Consider the following 18,800-nt stretch of genomic DNA (forward strand, 5'->3'; position numbering starts at 1 on the left):
GCGCGCCTAGCGCCCGGCGGTGTCCGCGCCCGCGCCGCCCGCCGCGAGCGCATCGGCGGCGCGCAGCGGCAACCTGATCTCGAACGTCGAGCCAAGCCCCGGGCCGTCGCTGTGCGCGGTCAGCTCGCCGCCGTGCAGGCGCGCGAAGCTGCGCGCCAGCGCGAGGCCGATGCCGAGCCCGCCCTCGCGTGCGTCGGCCGTCTCGGCCTGGGTGAACAGCTCGAACACGCGCGGCAGCAGCGCGGCGTCGATGCCGATCCCGCTGTCGCGCACGCGCAGCAGCACCGATGGCCCGTCGATGCACGTGTCGAGGCGGATCTCGCCGCCCTCGGGCGTGTAGCGCGCCGCGTTGTTGAGGATGTTGGCGACGACTTGCACCAGCCGCGTGCGGTCGCCCTCGAGCATGGCATCGGCGGCCGCATCGTCGACCTGCAGGCGATGGCGGCGGCGCTCGATCAGCGGTGCGGTCTGCTCGACCGCCGCGGCCACCACATGACCGAGCCGCAGGAGCTGGGGATTGAGCGCGATCTGCCCGCGCCGGATGCGCGAGGCATCGACGAGGTCCTCGACCAGGTTGCGCATGTGCTGCGACTGGCGCTCGATGATTTCCGCGGCCTGCACCACGGTGTCCACGCGTCCCGGCGCCAGCTTGAGCAGCTGCGCGGCGGTGGCGATGGGCGCCAGCGGATTGCGCAGCTCGTGCGCGAGCATCGCGAGGAAGCGGTCCTTCTGGCGGTCGGCCTCCTCCAGCGCGCGATGCCCGCGCTCGAGCATGTCGCGCACGCGCATCTGCTCGTGGATCTCGGTGCAGGTGCCCACCCAGCGCACCGGCTCGCCGGCGTCGTTGCGCAGCGGCAGCGCACGCCCGAGCACCCAGTGGTAATCGCCGTTGCGATCGCGCAGGCGGTATTCGGCCTCGAACGGCTCGCGGCTGCCGATGCACTCGCGCCAGCGTGCGGTCACCGCGTCGCGGTCGTCGGGATGTACCAGTGCGATGACCTCGCCCGGCGCGGGCGAGGTAGTCATGCCGGTGTATTCGAACCAGCGCTGGTTGAAGTACTCGGGCAGGCCGTCGGCACCGGTCGACCAGACCATCTGCGGCACCATGTTGGTCATGGTGCGGAACTGCGCTTCACTCGCGCGTGCGGCGGCGAGTGCGGTCTCGCGCTCGGTCACGTCCGAGCCCTGCACGAAGATGCCGTCGACCGCGCCTTCGGCGTCGCGGAGGGGCTGGTAGACGAAATCGACGAAGTGCTGGCGCGGCGCGTCCTCGGGCCCGAGCTGCACGGGCAGGCCGCGGCCGACGAACGCGCGGCCGGTCTCGCGGACCTGGTCGAGCAGCTCGATGAAGCCCTGGCCGGCGATTTCCGGCAGCGCGTCGCGCAGGGGCTGGCCGGCGAAACCGCTGCGCCCGACCAGCTGCTCGTAAGCCCCGTTGGCCAGCTCGAACACGTGCGCCGGTCCGCGCAGCACGGCGATGAAGCCCGGCGCCTGCTGGAACATGTCGGTAAGGAAGCGCTGCTGCGCCGAAAGTCGCGCGTTGTCGCGCTGCAACGCGGCCGCGCGCGAGAACACGCCTTCCTCCAGCTGCGCGGGCGTGGCGCCGTCGCCACGTACGGCCGCGCGCAGGCGCTGCAACTCCGTCACGTCGGTGGTGTGCTGCAGGATGGCGGTGACGCGGCCGTCGGCATCCTTCAGTGGCGTGTGTGTCGCGCTCCAGAAGCGCGTTTCCTGCACGACGCCGTGGGGCGTCGGAGTTTCGATCGCATAGGGAATCAGCGCCAGCACGTCGCGCTCGCCGGTGGCCAGCACGCGCTCGAGCGAGGCGCGCAGCACGCCGGCCTGCGACCGGCCGTGCTCGTCGGCGGCGCCGGGAAACAGCTCGAACAGCCCACGGCCGATCAGCGCCTCGCGCGGCCGTCCGACGGCCTCGGCGTAGGCGCGATTGGCCTCGAGGTACCGGAACTCGCGGTCCAGCACCATGTACGGGTTGGGCGAGTTGGCGAAGATGTCCTGGAATGCGAACGACATGCGGGCAGATTCCGGACCGTTCCCCGCATTATGCCAGCGCGATGCGTCGTGCCCGTCTGCGGCGCACGCGCCGTGACGCACCGCACGCGACCGGTTCAGGCCGGCAGGAAATCGGTGTAGAGGAAACGCCCGTCGCGCAGCACCTGCTCCCCGGCGCGCCCGGCGAGCGCGCCGTCGAACATCGGCCCGTCGAGCACCAGCGTGTGGAACTCGCCGTTCTCGCCGCAGGGATCGCAGCCCGGGGGCAGGTCGGCAAGCAGGGTGTCGTCGAAGGCGCGGCCGGCGAAGCCGGCATCGAGCTGTTCGAGGTCGACGCAGCACAGCCGCGCGCGCAGGCCACCGGCGATCATCGCGTGGGCCAGCTCGCGGGTATCGCTGCCGTACAGCGGTGTCTCGATGCGCCAGCCCATGGCCGCGCAGGAGGCCTCGCGCCAGGCGCGCACGTCGGCGAGGAACAGGTCGCCGAAGGCGACGGTGTCGAGTTCCGGCCAGCGCGCCTTCGCCCGCGCCAACGCATCGGCGAACGCGGCCTCGTAGCGCGCGTTGTCGCACTGCGGCTCGATTTCGGCCTCGATGAGAGGCAGCCCCGTGGCCGCGGCCTGCGCATGCAGCAACTCGCGGCGGATGCCCTGCATCGCCACTCTGTTGTAGCCGGTATTGACGGTGGTAAGCAGCGCGACGACGTCGACGTCGTCGCGCTGGCGCAGGGTGTGCAGCGTCCAGGCCGCGTCCTTGCCGCCGCTCCAGGCGAGCAGCAACGGGCGGTGCGTGCTCATCGCGGAGCTCTGCGCTCGATGCGGGTCAGACTGCGGTGACGTCGCGCAGCTGCCAGCCGCTGCCGGCGAGCAGGCGCAGGCGGTGGCGCACGACGTCGCCCGGCAGCACGGTGGTGAGCACGAGGTCGATGTGCAGGTCGTGCTGCTCGCCGGTCACGGTGGCGGCCGGATCGGTGGCGCCGAGCGCGGGGTCGACATCGTCCGGATCGTCCTGCGCGCCACGCCAGCGGTCGAACACCTGCGACGTACGCATCGCCTGCTCGAGCTGCTCGGCGAATCCGCCCGCGCCGTGCGCGGAGAACGAGGTCGCGGGGTCGCTGCCGCGGGCGGCGGCGCCATCGGGCAGGCTGATGTAGTAGCGCGTCGGCATGAGAGGGTCCTCGATGATCGGCGTTCAGTGTATTCAGGCTATCGCCGATCGTTCGTGAAAGCCCGTGAACGACGACGGCCCGCACGAGGCGGGCCGTCGTGGGCTACGCCGCGGCGCGATCAGTCCTGGTCGGCGCCGGTGGCATCGGCATGCGTGGTGCTGCGACCACCCATGCCGCCTTGCCCGCCCTGCCAGAAGAAGCGCGGCGCCGGCGCGTTGCGGCCGCCGATTTCCTGCATGCCGGCGTCGACGTCGAACAGGCGCCCACCCACCATCACGTAACGCGTGTCGATGGTGCTGCGGATGTTCTCCAGCGGGTTGCTGTTGAGCACCACGAGGTCGGCCTTCTTGCCCGCCTCCAGCGAGCCGAGCTGCTTCGACATGCCGAGGTAGTCGGCGCCGTCGATGGTGGCCGCTCGCAGCGCCTCGAAGTTGCCCATGGCCTGCCCGAGCATCCAGATCTCCCAGTTGGCCGACAGGCCCTGCAGCTGCCCGTGGCCGCCCACCTGGATCTTGATGCCGGCGTCGCGCATGGTTTTCAGCGCCTTGCCGACCTCGACGTGCCAGTAGTCCCAGGCGGGCGCGACCTCGCGGCGGATGCTGCGCGCGTCGAGCTCCTCGCGCGGGAAGAAGCGCGCGAGTTTCTTGTCCTCCCAGACGTTGTCCTTCGCATACCAGAGGTATTCGCCGGACAGGCCGCCGTAGTTCACCACCAGCGTCGGCGTGTTGCGGACATCCGTCTGCGACCACACGCCCAGCACGTCCTTGTACAGCGGTGCGACCGGGATGTTGTGCTCGATGCCGGTGACGCCGTCGAGCATCATCGGCATGTTGTGGTTGAAGGTGGAACCGCCTTCCTCCACCACCAGCATGCCGAGCTCGCGCGCGGCCTGGTTGATCTGCTGGTGCTGCTCGCGACGCGGCTGGTTGTAGCTCTTCACGCTGAACGCGCCGAGCGCCTTCATGCGACGCAGGTGGCTGCGCGCGTCGTCGAGCGAATCGACCACCGCCTTGAAGTCGCCGTCGGCGCCGTACAGGATCGTGCCGGTGGAGAACATGCGCGGGCCGACCATCTTGCCGGCCTTGACCAGCTCCGACTGCGAGAACACATATTCGCTGCTCGCCGACGGATCGTGCGAGGTGGTGATGCCGAACGCGAGGTTGGTGTAGTACGCCCAATTCTTCTGCGGCACCACGCCCGAACCGAAATTGGCGGCATGCGCATGCACGTCGATGTAGCCGGGCACGATGGTCTTGCCGCGTGCGTCGACGGTGCGCGCCCCGGCCGGCACGCTCACCTGCGACGACGGGCCGACCGCGACGATGCTGTCGCCGCGCACCACCAGCGTGCCGTCCTCGATCACCTCGCGCGCGGTTTCCGCGTCGCGCATGGTGACGATGCGCGCATTCGTGAACGCGACGGTCTGGTCGGGCACGTAGACGGGCTGCGCCAGCCCGATCGCGATGCCGCCGTCACTCGTCGGCTTGGGCAGCTCGGCCGGCGCGCCGGGCAGGAAGGCGAAGCTCTGCGTGAGGTCGCGCGAGAAGTAGCGGTCGCCCACGGTCCAGTGCAGCGACTTCGAGTCCGCGGCCCAGTGCAGGTAGCTGCCGACGTCGGCGCTGACCTGCGTCACCGGCACCGCCTTGCTGTCCTTCGACAGCTCCAGCGGCGTGCCGGTTTCCACCAGCGGCGCGACGTAGGCATTGAACAGCTCGGTGAACGCGACCCATTTGCCGTCGGGGCTGATCGTCACCGTGTCCGGGTACTTCAGCGAGAACACCTCGCGCGGTTCTTCGCCGTTGAGGCCCACCGACATCAGCTTCTTCTTCAGTCCGCCGCCGGTGAAGTAGTACACGCGCGAGCCATCCGCGCTGAACTGCGGCGCCGCGCCTTCGTACGCGATGCGGCGCGCGCCGCTGCCGTCGGCGTTCATCACGTAGATGCCGGTGTCGTTCGACCAGGCCGAGCCGGTCATGCCGCTGCCGCCGGTCTTGGCGTAGACGATGCGGCGCGCGTCGGGCGAGAAGCGCGGGCCGTAGTAGTAGCCCTTCTGCGAGGTCAGCTTGCGGCCCGTGCCGGTGCCGGCGGCGTCGCGCAGCCAGATCGCCGACAGGCCCTCGTCCGACCACGTCGTGTAGATCAGCTTGCTGCCGTTCGCGCTGAAGCTCGGCTGGTACTCGTACACGCCGCTGCTGGCGGTGAGGCGCTCGGGCGCGCCGCCCGGCAGGGACTTGCGCCACAGCTGGCCGAGCGCATGGAACACCAGCGTTTTTCCATCCGCGCTGGTCGCCACGTCGCGGATCATCTTCGGCGCGAACGTGCCCGAGTCGATCTCGTGCGTGAAGCGCAGCGGCGCGGCGACGGTCTGCTCGACGTCGGCGGTGAACGGGATGTTCGACGGCGTGCCGCTGGCCATGTCGATGCGCCAGAGCTTGCCCTGCGCCCAGATCACGACCGACCTGGAATCGGGCAGCCAGTTGAAGTCGGTGTAGGGGCCGAAGATCGCCCAGGCTTCCTGCTGGTCGTGCGAAAGGCCGTCCCACACCGGGCGCACCTCGCCGCTGGCGAGGTCCATCACGTGCAGCACGGATTTCTCGCGCACGCGCTTGACGAAGGCGAGCGACTTCCCGTCGGGCGAGGGCTGCGGGCGCACCGCGCCGCCGGCGGTGTCGATCAGCGTGTCGATGCGGCCGTTGGTGCGGTCGAGGCGCTTGATCGCGTAGATCGTGCCGTGCGGGTTCTTGTTGTACTGGAAGGTCGGGCCGGGGCTGACGTCCTCGCTGAAGTACACGTAGCGCCCGTCCGGCGACACCGCGGGCTCGCCCAGATCCTGCTGGTCGTTCTTCTGCTTGGTCAGCTGCACGCCCGAGCCGCCGCCGGCCACGTGGTACATCCACAGCTCGCCGGCGCCCAGCGAGCGCTGGCCGGTGAAATGCTTGCGGCCGATCAGGAACTGCCCGTCCGGCGTCCACACCGGGTTGTTGAGCAGGCGGAAGTCCTCCTTGGTCACCTGCACGGCGTTGCTGCCGTCGGTGCGCATGCGCCAGAGGTTGTTGCCGCCGCCGCGGTCGGAGGTGAACGCGATCTGCGTGCCATCCGGCGAGAAGCGCGGCTGCACGTCCCATGACGGCCCGGAGGTGATGCGCGTGGCCTTGCCGCCGCCGATCGGCAGCATGTAGATGTCGCCCATCATCGAGAACGCCAGCTGGCGCCCGCTCGGCGACACGTCGACGTCGAGCCAGGTGCCCTCGTCGGTGGTGAAGCGCACCGTCTTGGTCGGTCCGTGCGGCGCGTTGACGTCCCACTTCGGCGCGGCTGCGGCGTCGCCCGGCTTGGCCGGGCCGCGCTGGGCCTGGCCGGGGTCCTCGGCCTTGGGCACGCCGGCGGGGTTGAGCGCGTCCTGCTCGAGTTCGACGTCCGGCGGGGGCGGCGGCGTGTCGCCCTTCGACGCGTTCTGCGCGTGGGCGGTGGCGGCACCAAGGCCGAGCGCGCCGGCGAGCGCGAGGGAGAGCAGGGTACGGGTCGGGGTCATGGCGTCGACGGGTGTGAAAACCCGTCGACGTTAGCCCCGCGGCGCCTGTGACGACCGGGCCGAAAGTCCCGGTCGGGCACCGCGGCGCGTGATGCGCGTCGCGCGGCGATCAGTCCCAGGCCGGCGCATCGGAGGCGAAGCCCAGCGTCAGCGAGCTCTTGCCCACGTTGACCATGCCGGTAAGGCTCATCGTGCTTTCGAGCAGTTCGACGCGATGAGTGCGGCAGGTCTCGGCCAGTTCCGTGTAGCCGGGCAGGCGACGGATGTCCTCGACCGGGCCGCCGTAGCTGATGGCCAAGGTCGGGGTCATCAACTTGCCGTCGCGTACGCGGCGGGCGGCGAACGTGAAGAGCTTCTCGGCGGCGTTGTCGAAGCCCTTGAGCTTGGCGATCGGGCCGGTCTCGCCGCGGCGGCAGTGCAGCACCGGCTTGATGTCGAGCGCGCTGCCGAGCGTGGCCGACAGCAGGCTCACGCTGCGGTCGCCGCGATGGCGTGTGCGCGCGCGCAGGTAGTTGAGGTCGCGCGGCACCATGTAGGCATGCGTGTTCATCGCGATCTGCTCGATGCGGGCGCGCATCTTCGGCGCGCCCTCCTCGGCCTGGCGCAGGCGCACGGCTTCGACCGCCGCGATCGCCTGCCCGGCGAACACGCTCTGCGTGTCGATCACGCGCAGCGAGAACGGCGTGGCGATGCCGGCGGCGCTGCGCGGCTCCTTGTAGTCGTTGAGGATCGCGAAGCTGGCCTGCTGCGTGTTGTCGAAGATCGGGCTGCGCGACTTGGTGATCGTCATGCAGAACACGTAGTCGTAGTCGATCACCAGCCTCTTCAGGAACAGGTCCTGCACCTGCTGCACGGTGAAGGGCTGCGTCTCGGCCTGCGCCATCAGCTCCTCGGACTTGTTGTCCAGGAACTCGAGCGTGGCCTGCTCGTTGCGCTGGTCGGCCAGCACCGCGTCGCCGATGCGGACGGTGATCGGCAGCAGCGTGAGCTCGTTCTTCTCGATGTAGTCGCGCGGCAGGTCGCAGGCCGAGTCGACGACGAGTCCGATACGCATGGGTCAGCCCCCTGTGGCTTTCGATGACATTGATCGCAGGCGGAATTGTCGGCACCCGCGCGCGTTTCTTGACCGCGCGCGCGGGCCATGCGCACCCGCATTGATGTGTGTATTCAGCAACCGACCGCCTCGTGCTCGGCGACGCGGTGTACCAGCTCGCCGTCGGCTGCCTGCGTGGACAGGTAGAGCGTCGGGCGGCTGAGGTTGTAGTGGTCGGTGGCGTCGAGGATCAGGTCGAGCCGTCCATCGCGGTCGATGTCGCCGGCGAACAGCAGCGCCGGTGAGGCGTCGTCGCCCAGCATCAGGCTGCCGTCCTCGTTGCGCATGGCCGCGAGTTCGAGCAGCGCCTGCCGATGCGTGCCGGTCTCGAGTTCGACGCGGCACGGCGCGCCCGGCAACGCGCAGCGCAGCGCGAGGCGGTACGCGGCATCGCCCAGGCGCAGGTCGATGGGCGCCTCGGAAATCCGGGCGGGCTCGTCACCCCGCCAGGCCGTGGCCACCGCGCCGGAGCGCAGGCCCGCGCCGCGCAGCAGCATGCGCGTGCCGGCTACCGTACTCGATACCGCTTCGCCGGTGCGCGCACCGGGGGCGTCGACGATCTCGTCGTGCACGCGGCGCACGCGAGCGGTGGCCACGACCAGCGCCGCAGCGGCGCCGCCGCCGCGCAGTGCCAGCCAGCGCTCGCCGTCGCGCGCCACGGCCTCGCCGCCGTGGAAGCTGCCGACGGGCTGCAGCGCGAAGGCCGCGGCGAGGGCGAGCGCGCTCAGGGCCATGCGGCGAGGATCGCGCCGTAGAGCACGAACTGCAGCACGTGGTAGCCGCCGTCGATCAGCCACAGGCCGAACGGGCGGCGCGCGAACGTGTAGTTGATGCCGAAGCTGGTCGCCACGAACAGCAGGCCGACCAGCGCGCCGAGTGCGGCGCCGTGCAGTGCGCCGACGTCGCGTGGCAGCAGCAGCGCCATCGCGAACGCCGCGACCAGGCTCAGCACGAAGGCGGTGCCGAACACCTTCGCCGGATGGCCGGGCGAGGCGTTCGGGTCGACGCCGCTGGCGCGCGCCCAGGCCTTGAGGAACAGAGGCCCGTACCAGAGGCCGCCGAGCACGAACGCCGATGCCGCGGCGACGAGCACGGCCCAGGGGTCGACGGCGGACAGGGTCGGCATCAAGAGGTTTCCGTGACCGGCGTCCCATCGCCGGTGGTGCGCCGAGCATACGTCGTCCGTGCGGAAATCGACCCTGCCGTACGTCAGGGCGAAAAAAAGGCCGCCCCGGAAGGCGGCCTGCGTTTCCGGACGCGTCGCGTCAGCGCGCGCGGTCGGGTGCCGGATAGGCACGCGGCAAGGCGCCCGCGGGCCCGAGGTAGCGATCGCGCAGCTCGGTCTGGCGGCTGCGCATCTCGATCGCGCGACCGCCGAACCACACCTGCTGCGCGGTACTGCTCACGTCCAGTGGATCGCCGGTCCACAGCACGAGGTCGGCGCGCTGGCCGACCGCGAGCCCACCAGCGCCGGGCAACCCGAAGGCCTCGGCGGGCACGCGGGTCAGCGCGGCCAGGCCGTCTTCCCACGGCAGCCCGTAGGCGACCGCGTTGCCGGCGAGCTGGCGCACCTTGCGCGCGTTATGCGAGGCATCGTTCGACTGCACCATGCCCACCGGCACGCCGGCCGCGTGCAGCAGCGCGGCATTGTCCATGCGCGCGCCGAGGCGGTCGAAGTCGGCCGGCAGGTTCGCCAGCGGGTCGACGAATACCGGCACCTTCGCGGCCGCGAGTTCGCGGGCGAGCTTCCAGGCTTCCGAGCCACCGGAGATCGCGATGCGCAGGCGATGCCGGTCGGCGAAGCGCAGCAGCTGGCGGATGTCGGCCGCGCGCTCGACCTTGAACACCACGCGGCCGTTGCCCGCAAGGAACTTCGACAGGACGGCGCGGCCCGCGGGCGTCAGCATGGCCATCGGCGACGTCGCCGGAATGCGGCCACGCGCCTCGTCGAAGAACTGCTCCAGCAGCATCCACTGCGCCGCGCGCGACTGCCCGGTCAGGCTCGACACGTCATCGCCCAGCTCCACGAACAGCACCCTGGGGCCGGCCGGATCGGGCGAGCCGTCCAGGCGCACGATCGCGCCCTGACCCGCGATGATCGAGCCGCCTTCGCCGGTGCCGGGCCCGAGCAGCGTCCAGCCGAGGCCTTCCACGCGGTTGACCGCGAGCAGCGCGGAGTCGGGATTGAAGGCGAGGGTGACGTCGAACTCGGGGCGCACGGTCATCTCGCGTGTGCCGCGGCCGAGGGTCAGCGTGGCATCGACGGTCTTGGCCTCGCCCGACACTTCCTCCAGGCCGATGCGGGTAATCCCGCCGAACAGCGTCGGCGTGAGCGGACGACCGCCGGCATCGATGGTCGGCACGTCGGCAGGTGCCGCGAGGCCCTTGCCGATCGCGGCGATCTTCCCGCCCCGCACCAGCACGTCCGCATCCTGCAGCGTGCCGCGCGCGGTGGCGGTGTGCACGGTGGCGTTGCGGATCAGCAGCTCCTGCGCGGCGAGCGCGGGCGAGAGCGCGAGCAGCAGCGCGCCGGCGAGAATCGACAGGCGGCTCATCGGACACCTCCGCGCGTGGTCTGGCCCAGCAGGAAGTCGGACACCGGCTGGCGGCCGGGATCGTTGCGGTCGTAGATGCGCGCGCCGTCGATGTAGACCTGCTCGGCCTTGGCGTAGACGCTGAAGGGATTGCCGTTCCACACCACCACGTCGGCCATCTTCCCGGCCTCCAGCGTGCCGGTCCTGTCCAGCACGCCCAGCGCACGTGCGGCGTTCTGCGTCAGCCAGCGGATCGCACGCTCGGGCGGGATGTCGACGCCGGCACGGCGCGCACTGGCCATCGCCTTCGCGGCTTCCTGGTTGAGGCGCTGGATGCCTTCCTCGGAATCGGAATGCACGATCGCGCAGCCGTTCGGCCGGCTGTCGACGATCGCGATGTTGTCCTGGATGCCGTCGAAGGCCTCCATCTTGAAGCCCCACCAGTCGGCCCAGAGCGCGCCGCACACGCCTTCGGCGGCGAGCCGGTCGGCGATCTTGTAGGCCTCCACGCCGTGGTGGAAGGCGGCGACCTTGAAGCCGAATTCCTTGGCGAGGTCGAGCATCGTCGCCATCTCGTCGGCGCGGTAGCAGTGGATGTGCACGCGGATGTCGCCGTTGATGGCGCCCGCCAGCGTGTCCATCTTCAGGTCGCGCTTGCCCCCGGTGTCCTGCTGGCTGTCGCTGTCGCCGGCCGACTGCCACCAGCGGCGCTTCTTCGGCGGCTTGGGCGAGTTCTTGCGCAGGTACTCGCTCGCGTCGATGAAGGCCGCGCGGTAGCCGGCGACGTTGCCCATGCGCGTGGACGGGCCGCCCTTCTGGCCGTAGACGCGCTTGGGATTCTCGCCGCAGGCCATCTTCAGGCCCCAGGGCGCGCCCGGGAACTTCATCGCCTGGTAGGTCGTGGCGGGCACGTTCTTGAGCGTGACGCCGCGCCCGCCGACGAGGTTCGCGCTGCCGGGCAGGATCTGCAGGGTGGTGATGCCGCCGGCGAGCGCGGCCTGGAAGCCCGGATCCTGCGGCCAGACCGAATGCTCGGCCCAGACGTTCGCGGTGACCGGGCTGGTGGCCTCGTTGCCGTCCGAATGCGACTGCGTGCCCGGGCTCGCGTACACGCCCAGGTGCGAGTGCACGTCGATGATGCCCGGCGTGATCCACTTGCCCGCGCCGTCGACCACCGCGGCGTCCGCCGGCGCCTGCAGGCCCGCGCCCACCGAGACGATTCTGCCGTCGCGCATCAGCACGTCGGCGCCCTCGAGGCGCTCGCCCGTTCCGGTCAGCACCGTCGCGCCGCGGATCAGCACCGGCCCCGACGCGACCGCCGCGTAGGTGCTGGGATAAGGGTCCTGCACGAAGCGCGAGGGCGCCGCCCCGGCGGCGACCGCCGCGAGCGGCGCAGCCAGCGCGGCCGTGCACAGAAGATGGATGAGCGACTTGCGCATGATGGCCCCGGTGCGGAAACAGCCACCGACCGTAACGGCCCGGCCCATGCCCGTCACCATGACCTTCGTCATGGCCGGTGCGACAATCCCCGGAACCCAGAAAAAAGAACGCAATGCGAGACAAGAACGAAATCGTCGCCAACTGGCTGCCGCGCTACACGGGCGTCGCGCTCGAAGACTTCGGCCAGCACATCCTGCTCACCAATTTCGGTGGCTACCTGCAGACCTTCGCGCGCCTGATGGGCGCCGAGATCGTCGGCCTGGACCGTCCGATGCCCAGCGCCACCGCCGACGGCATCACCATGATCAACTTCGGCATGGGCAGCCCGAACGCGGCCACGCTGATGGACCTGCTCTCGGCCATCTCGCCCAAGGCCGTGCTGTTCCTCGGCAAGTGCGGCGGGCTCAAGCGCAAGAACGAGCTCGGCGACCTGGTCCTGCCGATCGCCGCCATCCGAGGCGAAGGCACGTCCAACGACTACCTGCCCGCCGAGGTGCCCGCGCTGCCCGCGTTCGCCCTGCAGCGCGCGGTGTCCACCATGATCCGCGACCTCGGCCACGACTACTGGACCGGCACCGTCTACACGACCAACCGCCGCGTCTGGGAACACGACGAGGCGTTCAAGGAATACCTGCGCAAGCTGCGCTGCATGGCGATCGACATGGAGACCGCGACGATCTTCGCCGCCGGCTTCGCCAACCGCATCCCCTGCGGCGCGCTGCTGCTCGTGTCCGACCAGCCGATGACGCCCGAAGGCGTCAAGACCGCGGCGTCGGACGCGAAGGTCACCGCGAACTTCGTCGACAACCACATCCAGGTCGGCATCGAGGCGCTGCGCCTGATCCGCCGCCACGGCAAGTCGGTGAAGCACCTGCGGTTCGACGAGTGAGGTAGCTAACGACGCTCCCATCGACCGGCCTCGGGGGTGGGCAGCGTCATTTGGAAGACCGACCAGAGCTGGGCGATGCCGCGATCGAGATCGCAACCGCGATCGCGCGCCGCGTATCGGCCGGCCACACAGGCTTCCAGAAATGCGGTCCGGCCGTCGCACCACATGCGCTCTTGTGTGCGATGCCATACCGCCTCGGTATCCCAAGCCCGCCGCACGGGCTCGAGGGCGTCGAGCGGCACGACGGCCAAGCGTGCCGGCGTCACCCATGTTTCGTTCCTCGGCCCAATGGATCGCGGTGGCATGGGAGGACTCGGTGCCTCGCGCACGCTGACGTTCGCGGTATTGCCCCGAACGATGATGTCGATCTTCCATGTTCGATAGGGGGCCTCCGAGAAGCCGTCCCCGATCCAAGCTCTGTAGTGCGGTTCGTCCGGCGCGTTCGGGTTTGCGCCACATGACAGTGCGACAGGCGTTTCCGTGTCGTCGTCGCGAAGGAATCCGCGACTCACCGCCATTCGCATGTCGTAACCGCCAGCGTCCATTCCGCTACGCGGCAGAGGGATCCACGGCCCATCGGCCGTCACGGGCGGGTGGAATGCCGGTCGGGGCGCGATGAGCCACGCGCCCGCGAGGACTGACAGCGTCAGAGCCATGCATGCAACGGCAATCGGTCGTATTTGGAGCGCCTGCTTCATCCGCGGACTCTAGTCGATCCGACCGGCGGCAACCGACGTCGCGACCCCTGAGATGCCGCGTCCGCAGACTGTCACACCAGACAGGAGCAGGACATGGAACAGGCCTTCCTGGTGGTCCTCGGCGCGGCGCTGACGTGGGCCTTCTACTTCATCCAGCGCCGCGTCGAGCGGCGCCGCACGACCGAAGCGATCGAGCGCAACCGGAAGCTGCTCGAACTCAAGCAGGGGCTGGAGCGCGCGCAGACCAGCCTCGGCGACCTGCAGCGCTTCGAATCGGGCCTCGTCGGCAAGGCGCAGAGCGCGGTGGAACTGGCCGACGGCTGGCTCGCGCGCGCCGAGGAAGTCGTCGAACGCGGTGCGGTCGAAGTGCTGCAGGACGACGAATTCACCGCGCAGGCACGCGAGCGTCTGCTGTTCGCCGACGCGCGCCTGCATCGGGTGGTCGCGCGGCTGCGCGCGCAGCTCGACGGGGACGGGCAGGCGGCGTTCGATCGCACCCACGCGGCCTGGCTGGCCTTCCGCGACCGCCATGCGCTCTTCATCGCGCAGTCCTATGCTCGGGGCCCGATCCGCGCGCTGATCCAGGCGGTCACGCTGGAAAGCCTGACCGTCGCGTGGATCGCAGAACTGGAGACGCAACTGGGTGAAGCCGAATCCTGATGCGCGCGACGTGGTCGCGTTCTGGCGCGAGGCGGGACCGTCGAAATGGTTCGCGCGCGACGACGAATTCGATGCGCGCTGCCGCGACTTCGTCGACCTGCACTTCGCCGCCGCGCGCCGCGAGCTCGACGACTGGCGCCGGACGGCCGAAGGCGCGCTCGCACTGCTGATCCTGCTCGACCAGATCCCGCGCAACGTGTTCCGCGGCAGCGCGCACGCCTATGCCACCGATGCGCTCGCACGCTCGATCGCCGATGCCGCCATCGAGGCCGGCTTCGACATGGCGACCGAGGAAGCACTGCGCGTGTTCGTCTACCTGCCGCTCGAGCATTCCGAGGCGCTGGACGATCAGCGGCGCTCGCTCCAACTGCACCGCGAGCGTCTGAGCGCGCCGGATGCGGATGCATGGGCGCGGCTGCACCTGGACATCATCGAGCGCTTCGGGCGCTTTCCGCATCGCAATGCGGCGCTGGGACGCGAGACAACGCCGGCCGAGCAGGAATTCCTCGATTCGGGCGGCTTCGCCGGCTGACGCCGCGCCACACGCGCGAACGGCCGGAAGCCCGGCCGTTCGTCGCGTCGCATGTCGCGCCGGGTCAGTAGCGCGGCACCGCCGCGTCCACCTGCTGCGACCAGGCGTCGATGCCGCCTTCCACGTTGAATATCTGCGTGAAGCCGAGGCGGCGGAAATGCTCGGCCGCGGCGGCGCTGCGACGTCCGTGGTGGCAGAGGAAGGCCAGCGGCGTGTCCTTGGGCAGGTTCTCCACCTCGGCGGCCGCATCGCCGTCGAGCACCGAGAACGGCATCCGCACCGAGGCGATCGTGCGCTCCTCGACCGGACGCACGTCCACCAGCACCAGCGCGCCATCGGCGAGGCGGCGCGCGGCCTCCGTCGCGTCGATCGGCGTCACCCTGCTCGCATTCGGGTTCTCCACCACCAGGCCGCGACCACGCTCGTCGTCGACCCAGTCGATGCGCAGGCCCTTCGCGCGCGGCGCGCTCTCGAGGTCGAACTGCGCGCGGATGCCGTCGACCTCGGTCGCGATCGCGTTCGGATCGACCGGGCCAAGCTGCAGCTGGGCGCGATGGTCCGCGTCGACCGACACCTGCAACGCATAGCCGGGGCCGGCGCCCGCGATCGCCTCACGCAACATCTGCGCGGCGGCGGGTGTGATCTCGATGGACGGCGGGGTGCGGTCCGGGGCCTCGACGCCGAGCAGCGCGTGCAGCTCACCGGAGTTGGCCATCTGCACCACGATGTCGCTGCCCCCGACGAGCTCGCCGTCGACGTAGAGCTGCGGGATGGTCGGCCAGTCGCCGTAGGCCTTGATGCCCTCGCGGATCTCGGGATCGCTCAGCACGTCGACGTGGGCATAGGGAATGCCCAGTCCGTTGAGGATGCCCGCGGCCTTCGCCGAGAAGCCGCACTGCGGCATGCGCGGGTCGCCCTTCATGAACAGCACGACGCGGTTGGCCTGCAGCAGGGAATCGATACGGGTGCGGACGGCGGGTTCGAGGGACATGTCGGGGCCGAAAAAGGTGAGGACGAACGACAGTTTAGAACCCCTGCGACCGTTCGTCGGGAAGTCTTAAGGGAACGTTAATCCCCCCCAACTTTTGGCATACGCTCCGTTGCGCATACCACGCATGAAGAGCGCGTGAAGGTATGTCCACCCTTGCTACGTTCCTGTTGATTTGGGGAGAAATTCATATGGAGTTCCGACGTTCCACTCTGCGCGACGCCATCCAGCTCGCGCTCGGGGCCGGCGCGCTGTTCACCGCCGCGTCCGCCTTCGCGCAGGAAACCGCCGAAGCCGCACCGCAGGCCCTCGACCGTGTCCAGGTCACCGGCTCGCGCATTCGCCAGGTCGACAAGGAAACCGCGCAGCCGGTCCTCGTCGTGTCCCGCCAGGACATCGAGAAGCAGGGCTTCCAGTCCGTCTCGGACATCCTGCAGAACATCACCTCGATGGGCACGCCGCCGATCAGCCGCGCCGCGCCTCTGTCGGCGGGCGAGAACGCCGGCGGCACGTTCATCAGCATGCGTAACCTCGGCGCGGCCCGGACGCTGGTCCTGGTCAACGGCCGTCGCCTGGGCGTCAGCACCTCCGGCCTGGCGGATGTCTCCACGATCCCGGCCGTCGCCGTCGAGCGCATCGAAGTCCTGAAGGACGGTGCCTCGTCGATCTACGGCTCCGACGCCATCGCCGGCGTCATCAACATCATCACCCGCACCAATTTCGAGGGCGCGGCGGGCAGCGTCTACTACGGCCAGTACGGCGAGGGCGACGGCGCGGTGACGCGCGGCGACTTCCTGATGGGCTTCGGCGGCGACCGCGGCTCGGTGGTCGTCGGTGCCGAGTGGGCGACCGAGGATCGCGTCCGCTCGGCGGACCGCCCGTTCAGCGCCTTCCCGCGCGGCTCGGACCACCCGACCGACAACTGGACCACCGCCGGCCAGTACGGCGGCTTCGTGACCACCGCGACCACCGCCGTGCCAGGCATCCCGACGGGTACCCGCGTGGTGCTGCGTCCGGGCGGTGACCCGCGCAACATCAACGACTACGTGCGCCAGAACGTCAACACGGGCTCCTGCGTCGGCGCCACCGAGGCTACCGGCTGCACCCCGGGCTCGATCGCCGACAAGAGCAACACGAACCTGCAGACCGACCTGCGCACGCCGCTCGAGCGCCGATCGGTGTTCGCCAACGGCACGGTCAACATCACCGACGACATCCGCTTTCACGCCGAGCTGCTCTACAGCTTCCGCTCGAGCGAGCGCCAGGTCGCCGGCTACCCGATGCAGGCGGCTTCGTTCGCCACGCCGATGTCGGCCAACAGCTACTACAACCCGACCGGCGCGACGATCAGCAACTGGTGGCGCCGTACCTGGGAAGTGCCGCGCACGACCAAGGCCGACCTGACCACGTTCCGCTTCGCCGGTTCGTTCGAGGGCTCGTTCGAGGCCTTCGGCCAGACCTACGACTGGGACGTCAACTACCTCAAGAACGACAACCGCCTGATCCAGGACGCGTTCGGCAACCTCAACCTGGCCAACGTGCGCAACGCCGTCGGCCCGTCGTTCCTGCAGAACGGCGTGGTGGTCTGCGGTACGCCGGGCAACGTGATCGCCGGCTGCGTGCCGTGGAACCCGTACCTGCCGTACGGCGATGCGCGCTCGGGCGGCCTCACCGGCAATACCGCGCTGCAGAACTACCTCTTCCAGAACGAGCACTCGACCGGCCAGACCGGCACCGACGTGTACTCGGCCAACGTCAGCGGCACGCTGTTCGACCTTCCGGCCGGCCCGATGGGCCTCGCCGTCGGCTTCGAGCATCGCAAGGAGAGCGGCGAGTTCGTGCCCGACGCGCTGGCCGTCACCGGCGGTTCGACGAACCTGTCGTCGGGCCCGACCCGCGGCAGCTACAGCGTCGACGAGGTCTACGCCGAGGTCGAGATTCCGATCCTGTCCGACCTGCCGTTCGCCCGCCAGCTGTCGGTCAACATCGCCAGCCGCGCATCGGATTTCGACACGTTCGGCGAGACCGTGAACAACAAGTTCATGCTGAAGTGGAAGCCGTTCGAGTCGTTGATGCTGCGCGGCACGGTGGCCGACGGCTTCCGCGCCCCGACCATCGCCGACCTCTACGGCGGTACGTCGGACACGTTCTCGTACTTCACCGATCCCTGCGACGTGGTGTTCGGCCAGTCCACGCCGGGCAGCCAGATCCGCACGAACTGCGCCAACGGCGTGGGTGGCAACGGCGCCCTCGGCGCGCAGGCGGCCACGTTCCGCCAGCTCGGGCAGGGCTTCGTGCCGGTCGGCGCGCCGAACGCGCAGACGCCGGTCGCGTTCAAGTCGGGCTCCAACCCGACGCTGACCCCGGAAATCTCCAAGTCGCAGACCATCGGCGCCGTGTGGAGCCCGGGCTTCCTCAGCGGCTTCAACATGGCGGTGGACTGGTGGAAGGTGCGGATCGTCGACACCATCGTCGCCGACAGCCCGCAGACGATCCTCAACGACTGCTACATCCAGGGCATCGCCAGCCGCTGCTCCTCGGCGCTGTTCACGCGTGACCCGGCCCAGGGCTACATCAACTTCCTGTCCTTCGGCAGCCGCAACGCCGGCTACCGCAAGGTGGAAGGCTGGGACGTCGACATGTCCTACCGCGTCGTGACGGAGAACCTCGGCACGTTCAACGTGGTGTCGAACTCGACCTACACGGCCAAGGACATCCAGATCAGCACCAACGATCCGCGCGTCCCGCTGTCGAACGTCGGCTTCGCCAACTTCTTCCGCATCCGCTCCACGCTCAACACGACGTGGGAGAAGGGCGCCTTCGGCGCGACGTGGACCGCGCGTTACTACTCGGGCATGAAGGAAGGCTGCACCTACTTCATCCCGAACTCGACGACGCCGAACCTGGAGTGCGAAGAGATCGTCTACGCGCCGACCGGCGCCTACGTGGGCGTGTCCACGACGCCGGCCAGCGCGATCTCGCGTCGCCACGTGGTGGGCTCCAACACGTTCCACGACGTCCAGCTGCGCTGGGAAGCGCCGTGGAAGGCGACCGTCGCAATCGGTGCGAACAACGTGTTCAACCACATCGGCCCGGTGATGTACACGCAGCCGAGCGCGAACGTCTCGTACTACGGCGGCTTCGACATCGGTCGCTTCCTGTACATGCGTTACACGCAGCGCTTCTGATACCGCATTACTAGAAGATCCAAAGGAACTCTCTTCTCTCACGGCCCCGCAAGGGGCCGTTTTTTTTT

At 69.6% G+C, this 18,800-nt stretch carries 15 protein-coding genes; 4 read left to right on the forward strand and 11 right to left on the reverse strand.

Annotated elements, in window-relative coordinates; genetic code table 11:
• Nucleotides 1-6: 6 nt before the first annotated feature.
• The 9 genes from IE066_RS10650 to IE066_RS10690 form a co-directional block, all read right to left on the reverse strand.
• On the reverse strand, nucleotides 7-2,031 hold the full coding sequence (locus IE066_RS10650) for a sensor histidine kinase (protein WP_189449638.1): 2,025 nt from the start codon (nucleotides 2,029-2,031) through the stop codon (nucleotides 7-9).
• A 95-nt stretch (nucleotides 2,032-2,126) separates the two neighbouring features.
• Entirely contained in the window at nucleotides 2,127-2,807 is a 681-nt protein-coding gene (locus IE066_RS10655; protein ID WP_189449640.1) for an adenine nucleotide alpha hydrolase, read from the reverse strand.
• 25 nt (nucleotides 2,808-2,832) lie between these two features.
• A complete protein-coding gene (locus tag IE066_RS10660) occupies nucleotides 2,833-3,177 on the reverse strand; it encodes a hypothetical protein (RefSeq protein ID WP_189449642.1) in 345 nt (114 codons plus the stop codon).
• 119 nt (nucleotides 3,178-3,296) lie between these two features.
• Nucleotides 3,297-6,710, reverse strand: a complete 3,414-nt coding sequence (locus tag IE066_RS10665; RefSeq protein ID WP_189449643.1) for an amidohydrolase family protein — start codon at nucleotides 6,708-6,710, stop codon at nucleotides 3,297-3,299.
• A gap of 109 nt (nucleotides 6,711-6,819) precedes the next feature.
• Nucleotides 6,820-7,764: a DegV family protein gene (locus tag IE066_RS10670; protein WP_189449644.1), complete on the reverse strand. Its 945-nt coding sequence runs from the start codon at nucleotides 7,762-7,764 to the stop codon at nucleotides 6,820-6,822.
• Between the two features lie 113 nt (nucleotides 7,765-7,877).
• A complete protein-coding gene (locus IE066_RS10675; RefSeq protein WP_189449645.1) occupies nucleotides 7,878-8,537 on the reverse strand; it encodes a hypothetical protein in 660 nt (219 codons plus the stop codon).
• On the reverse strand, nucleotides 8,528-8,929 hold the full coding sequence (locus IE066_RS10680) for a DUF1761 domain-containing protein (protein WP_189449646.1): 402 nt from the start codon (nucleotides 8,927-8,929) through the stop codon (nucleotides 8,528-8,530). The genes IE066_RS10675 and IE066_RS10680 overlap by 10 nt, the downstream gene beginning before the upstream one ends.
• Before the next feature lie 139 nt (nucleotides 8,930-9,068).
• Nucleotides 9,069-10,358 (reverse strand): amidohydrolase family protein, encoded by a 1,290-nt coding sequence (locus tag IE066_RS10685; protein WP_189449647.1) that lies wholly within the window; start codon nucleotides 10,356-10,358, stop codon nucleotides 9,069-9,071.
• On the reverse strand, nucleotides 10,355-11,776 hold the full coding sequence (locus IE066_RS10690) for an amidohydrolase (protein WP_189449648.1): 1,422 nt from the start codon (nucleotides 11,774-11,776) through the stop codon (nucleotides 10,355-10,357). The genes IE066_RS10685 and IE066_RS10690 overlap by 4 nt, the downstream gene beginning before the upstream one ends.
• A gap of 113 nt (nucleotides 11,777-11,889) precedes the next feature.
• On the opposite strand from IE066_RS10690, the gene IE066_RS10695 reads away from it, so the two are divergent.
• Complete coding sequence (locus IE066_RS10695) at nucleotides 11,890-12,666, forward strand: AMP nucleosidase (protein WP_189449650.1); 777 nt, start codon at nucleotides 11,890-11,892, stop codon at nucleotides 12,664-12,666.
• Between the two features lie 5 nt (nucleotides 12,667-12,671).
• On the opposite strand, the gene IE066_RS10700 is transcribed toward IE066_RS10695, so the two are convergent.
• Entirely contained in the window at nucleotides 12,672-13,322 is a 651-nt protein-coding gene (locus IE066_RS10700; protein ID WP_189449652.1) for a hypothetical protein, read from the reverse strand.
• Between the two features lie 135 nt (nucleotides 13,323-13,457).
• Here IE066_RS10700 and IE066_RS10705 point away from each other — a divergent pair, with 135 nt between their 5' ends.
• Nucleotides 13,458-14,024 carry a lysozyme inhibitor LprI family protein gene (locus IE066_RS10705; protein WP_189449654.1) on the forward strand — a complete coding sequence of 189 codons (567 nt, stop codon included), beginning with the start codon at nucleotides 13,458-13,460 and terminating at the stop codon, nucleotides 14,022-14,024.
• A complete protein-coding gene (locus IE066_RS10710; protein WP_189449656.1) occupies nucleotides 14,008-14,556 on the forward strand; it encodes a DUF924 family protein in 549 nt (182 codons plus the stop codon). The genes IE066_RS10705 and IE066_RS10710 overlap by 17 nt, the downstream gene beginning before the upstream one ends.
• A 64-nt stretch (nucleotides 14,557-14,620) precedes the next feature.
• Here IE066_RS10710 and grxD read toward each other — a convergent pair whose 3' ends face one another.
• On the reverse strand, nucleotides 14,621-15,547 hold the full coding sequence (gene grxD / locus IE066_RS10715; RefSeq protein ID WP_189449658.1) for a Grx4 family monothiol glutaredoxin: 927 nt from the start codon (nucleotides 15,545-15,547) through the stop codon (nucleotides 14,621-14,623).
• A 188-nt stretch (nucleotides 15,548-15,735) separates the two neighbouring features.
• Between grxD and IE066_RS10720 the strand changes: the two genes are divergently transcribed.
• The gene (locus IE066_RS10720) at nucleotides 15,736-18,732 is read left to right on the forward strand and encodes a TonB-dependent receptor plug domain-containing protein (RefSeq protein WP_189449660.1); all 2,997 of its coding nucleotides are present in this window, start codon (nucleotides 15,736-15,738) and stop codon (nucleotides 18,730-18,732) included.
• Nucleotides 18,733-18,800 lie beyond the last annotated feature (68 nt).

It is taken from the genome of Cognatilysobacter xinjiangensis, from assembly GCF_014651995.1.
GTDB lineage: Bacteria > Pseudomonadota > Gammaproteobacteria > Xanthomonadales > Xanthomonadaceae > Cognatilysobacter > Cognatilysobacter xinjiangensis.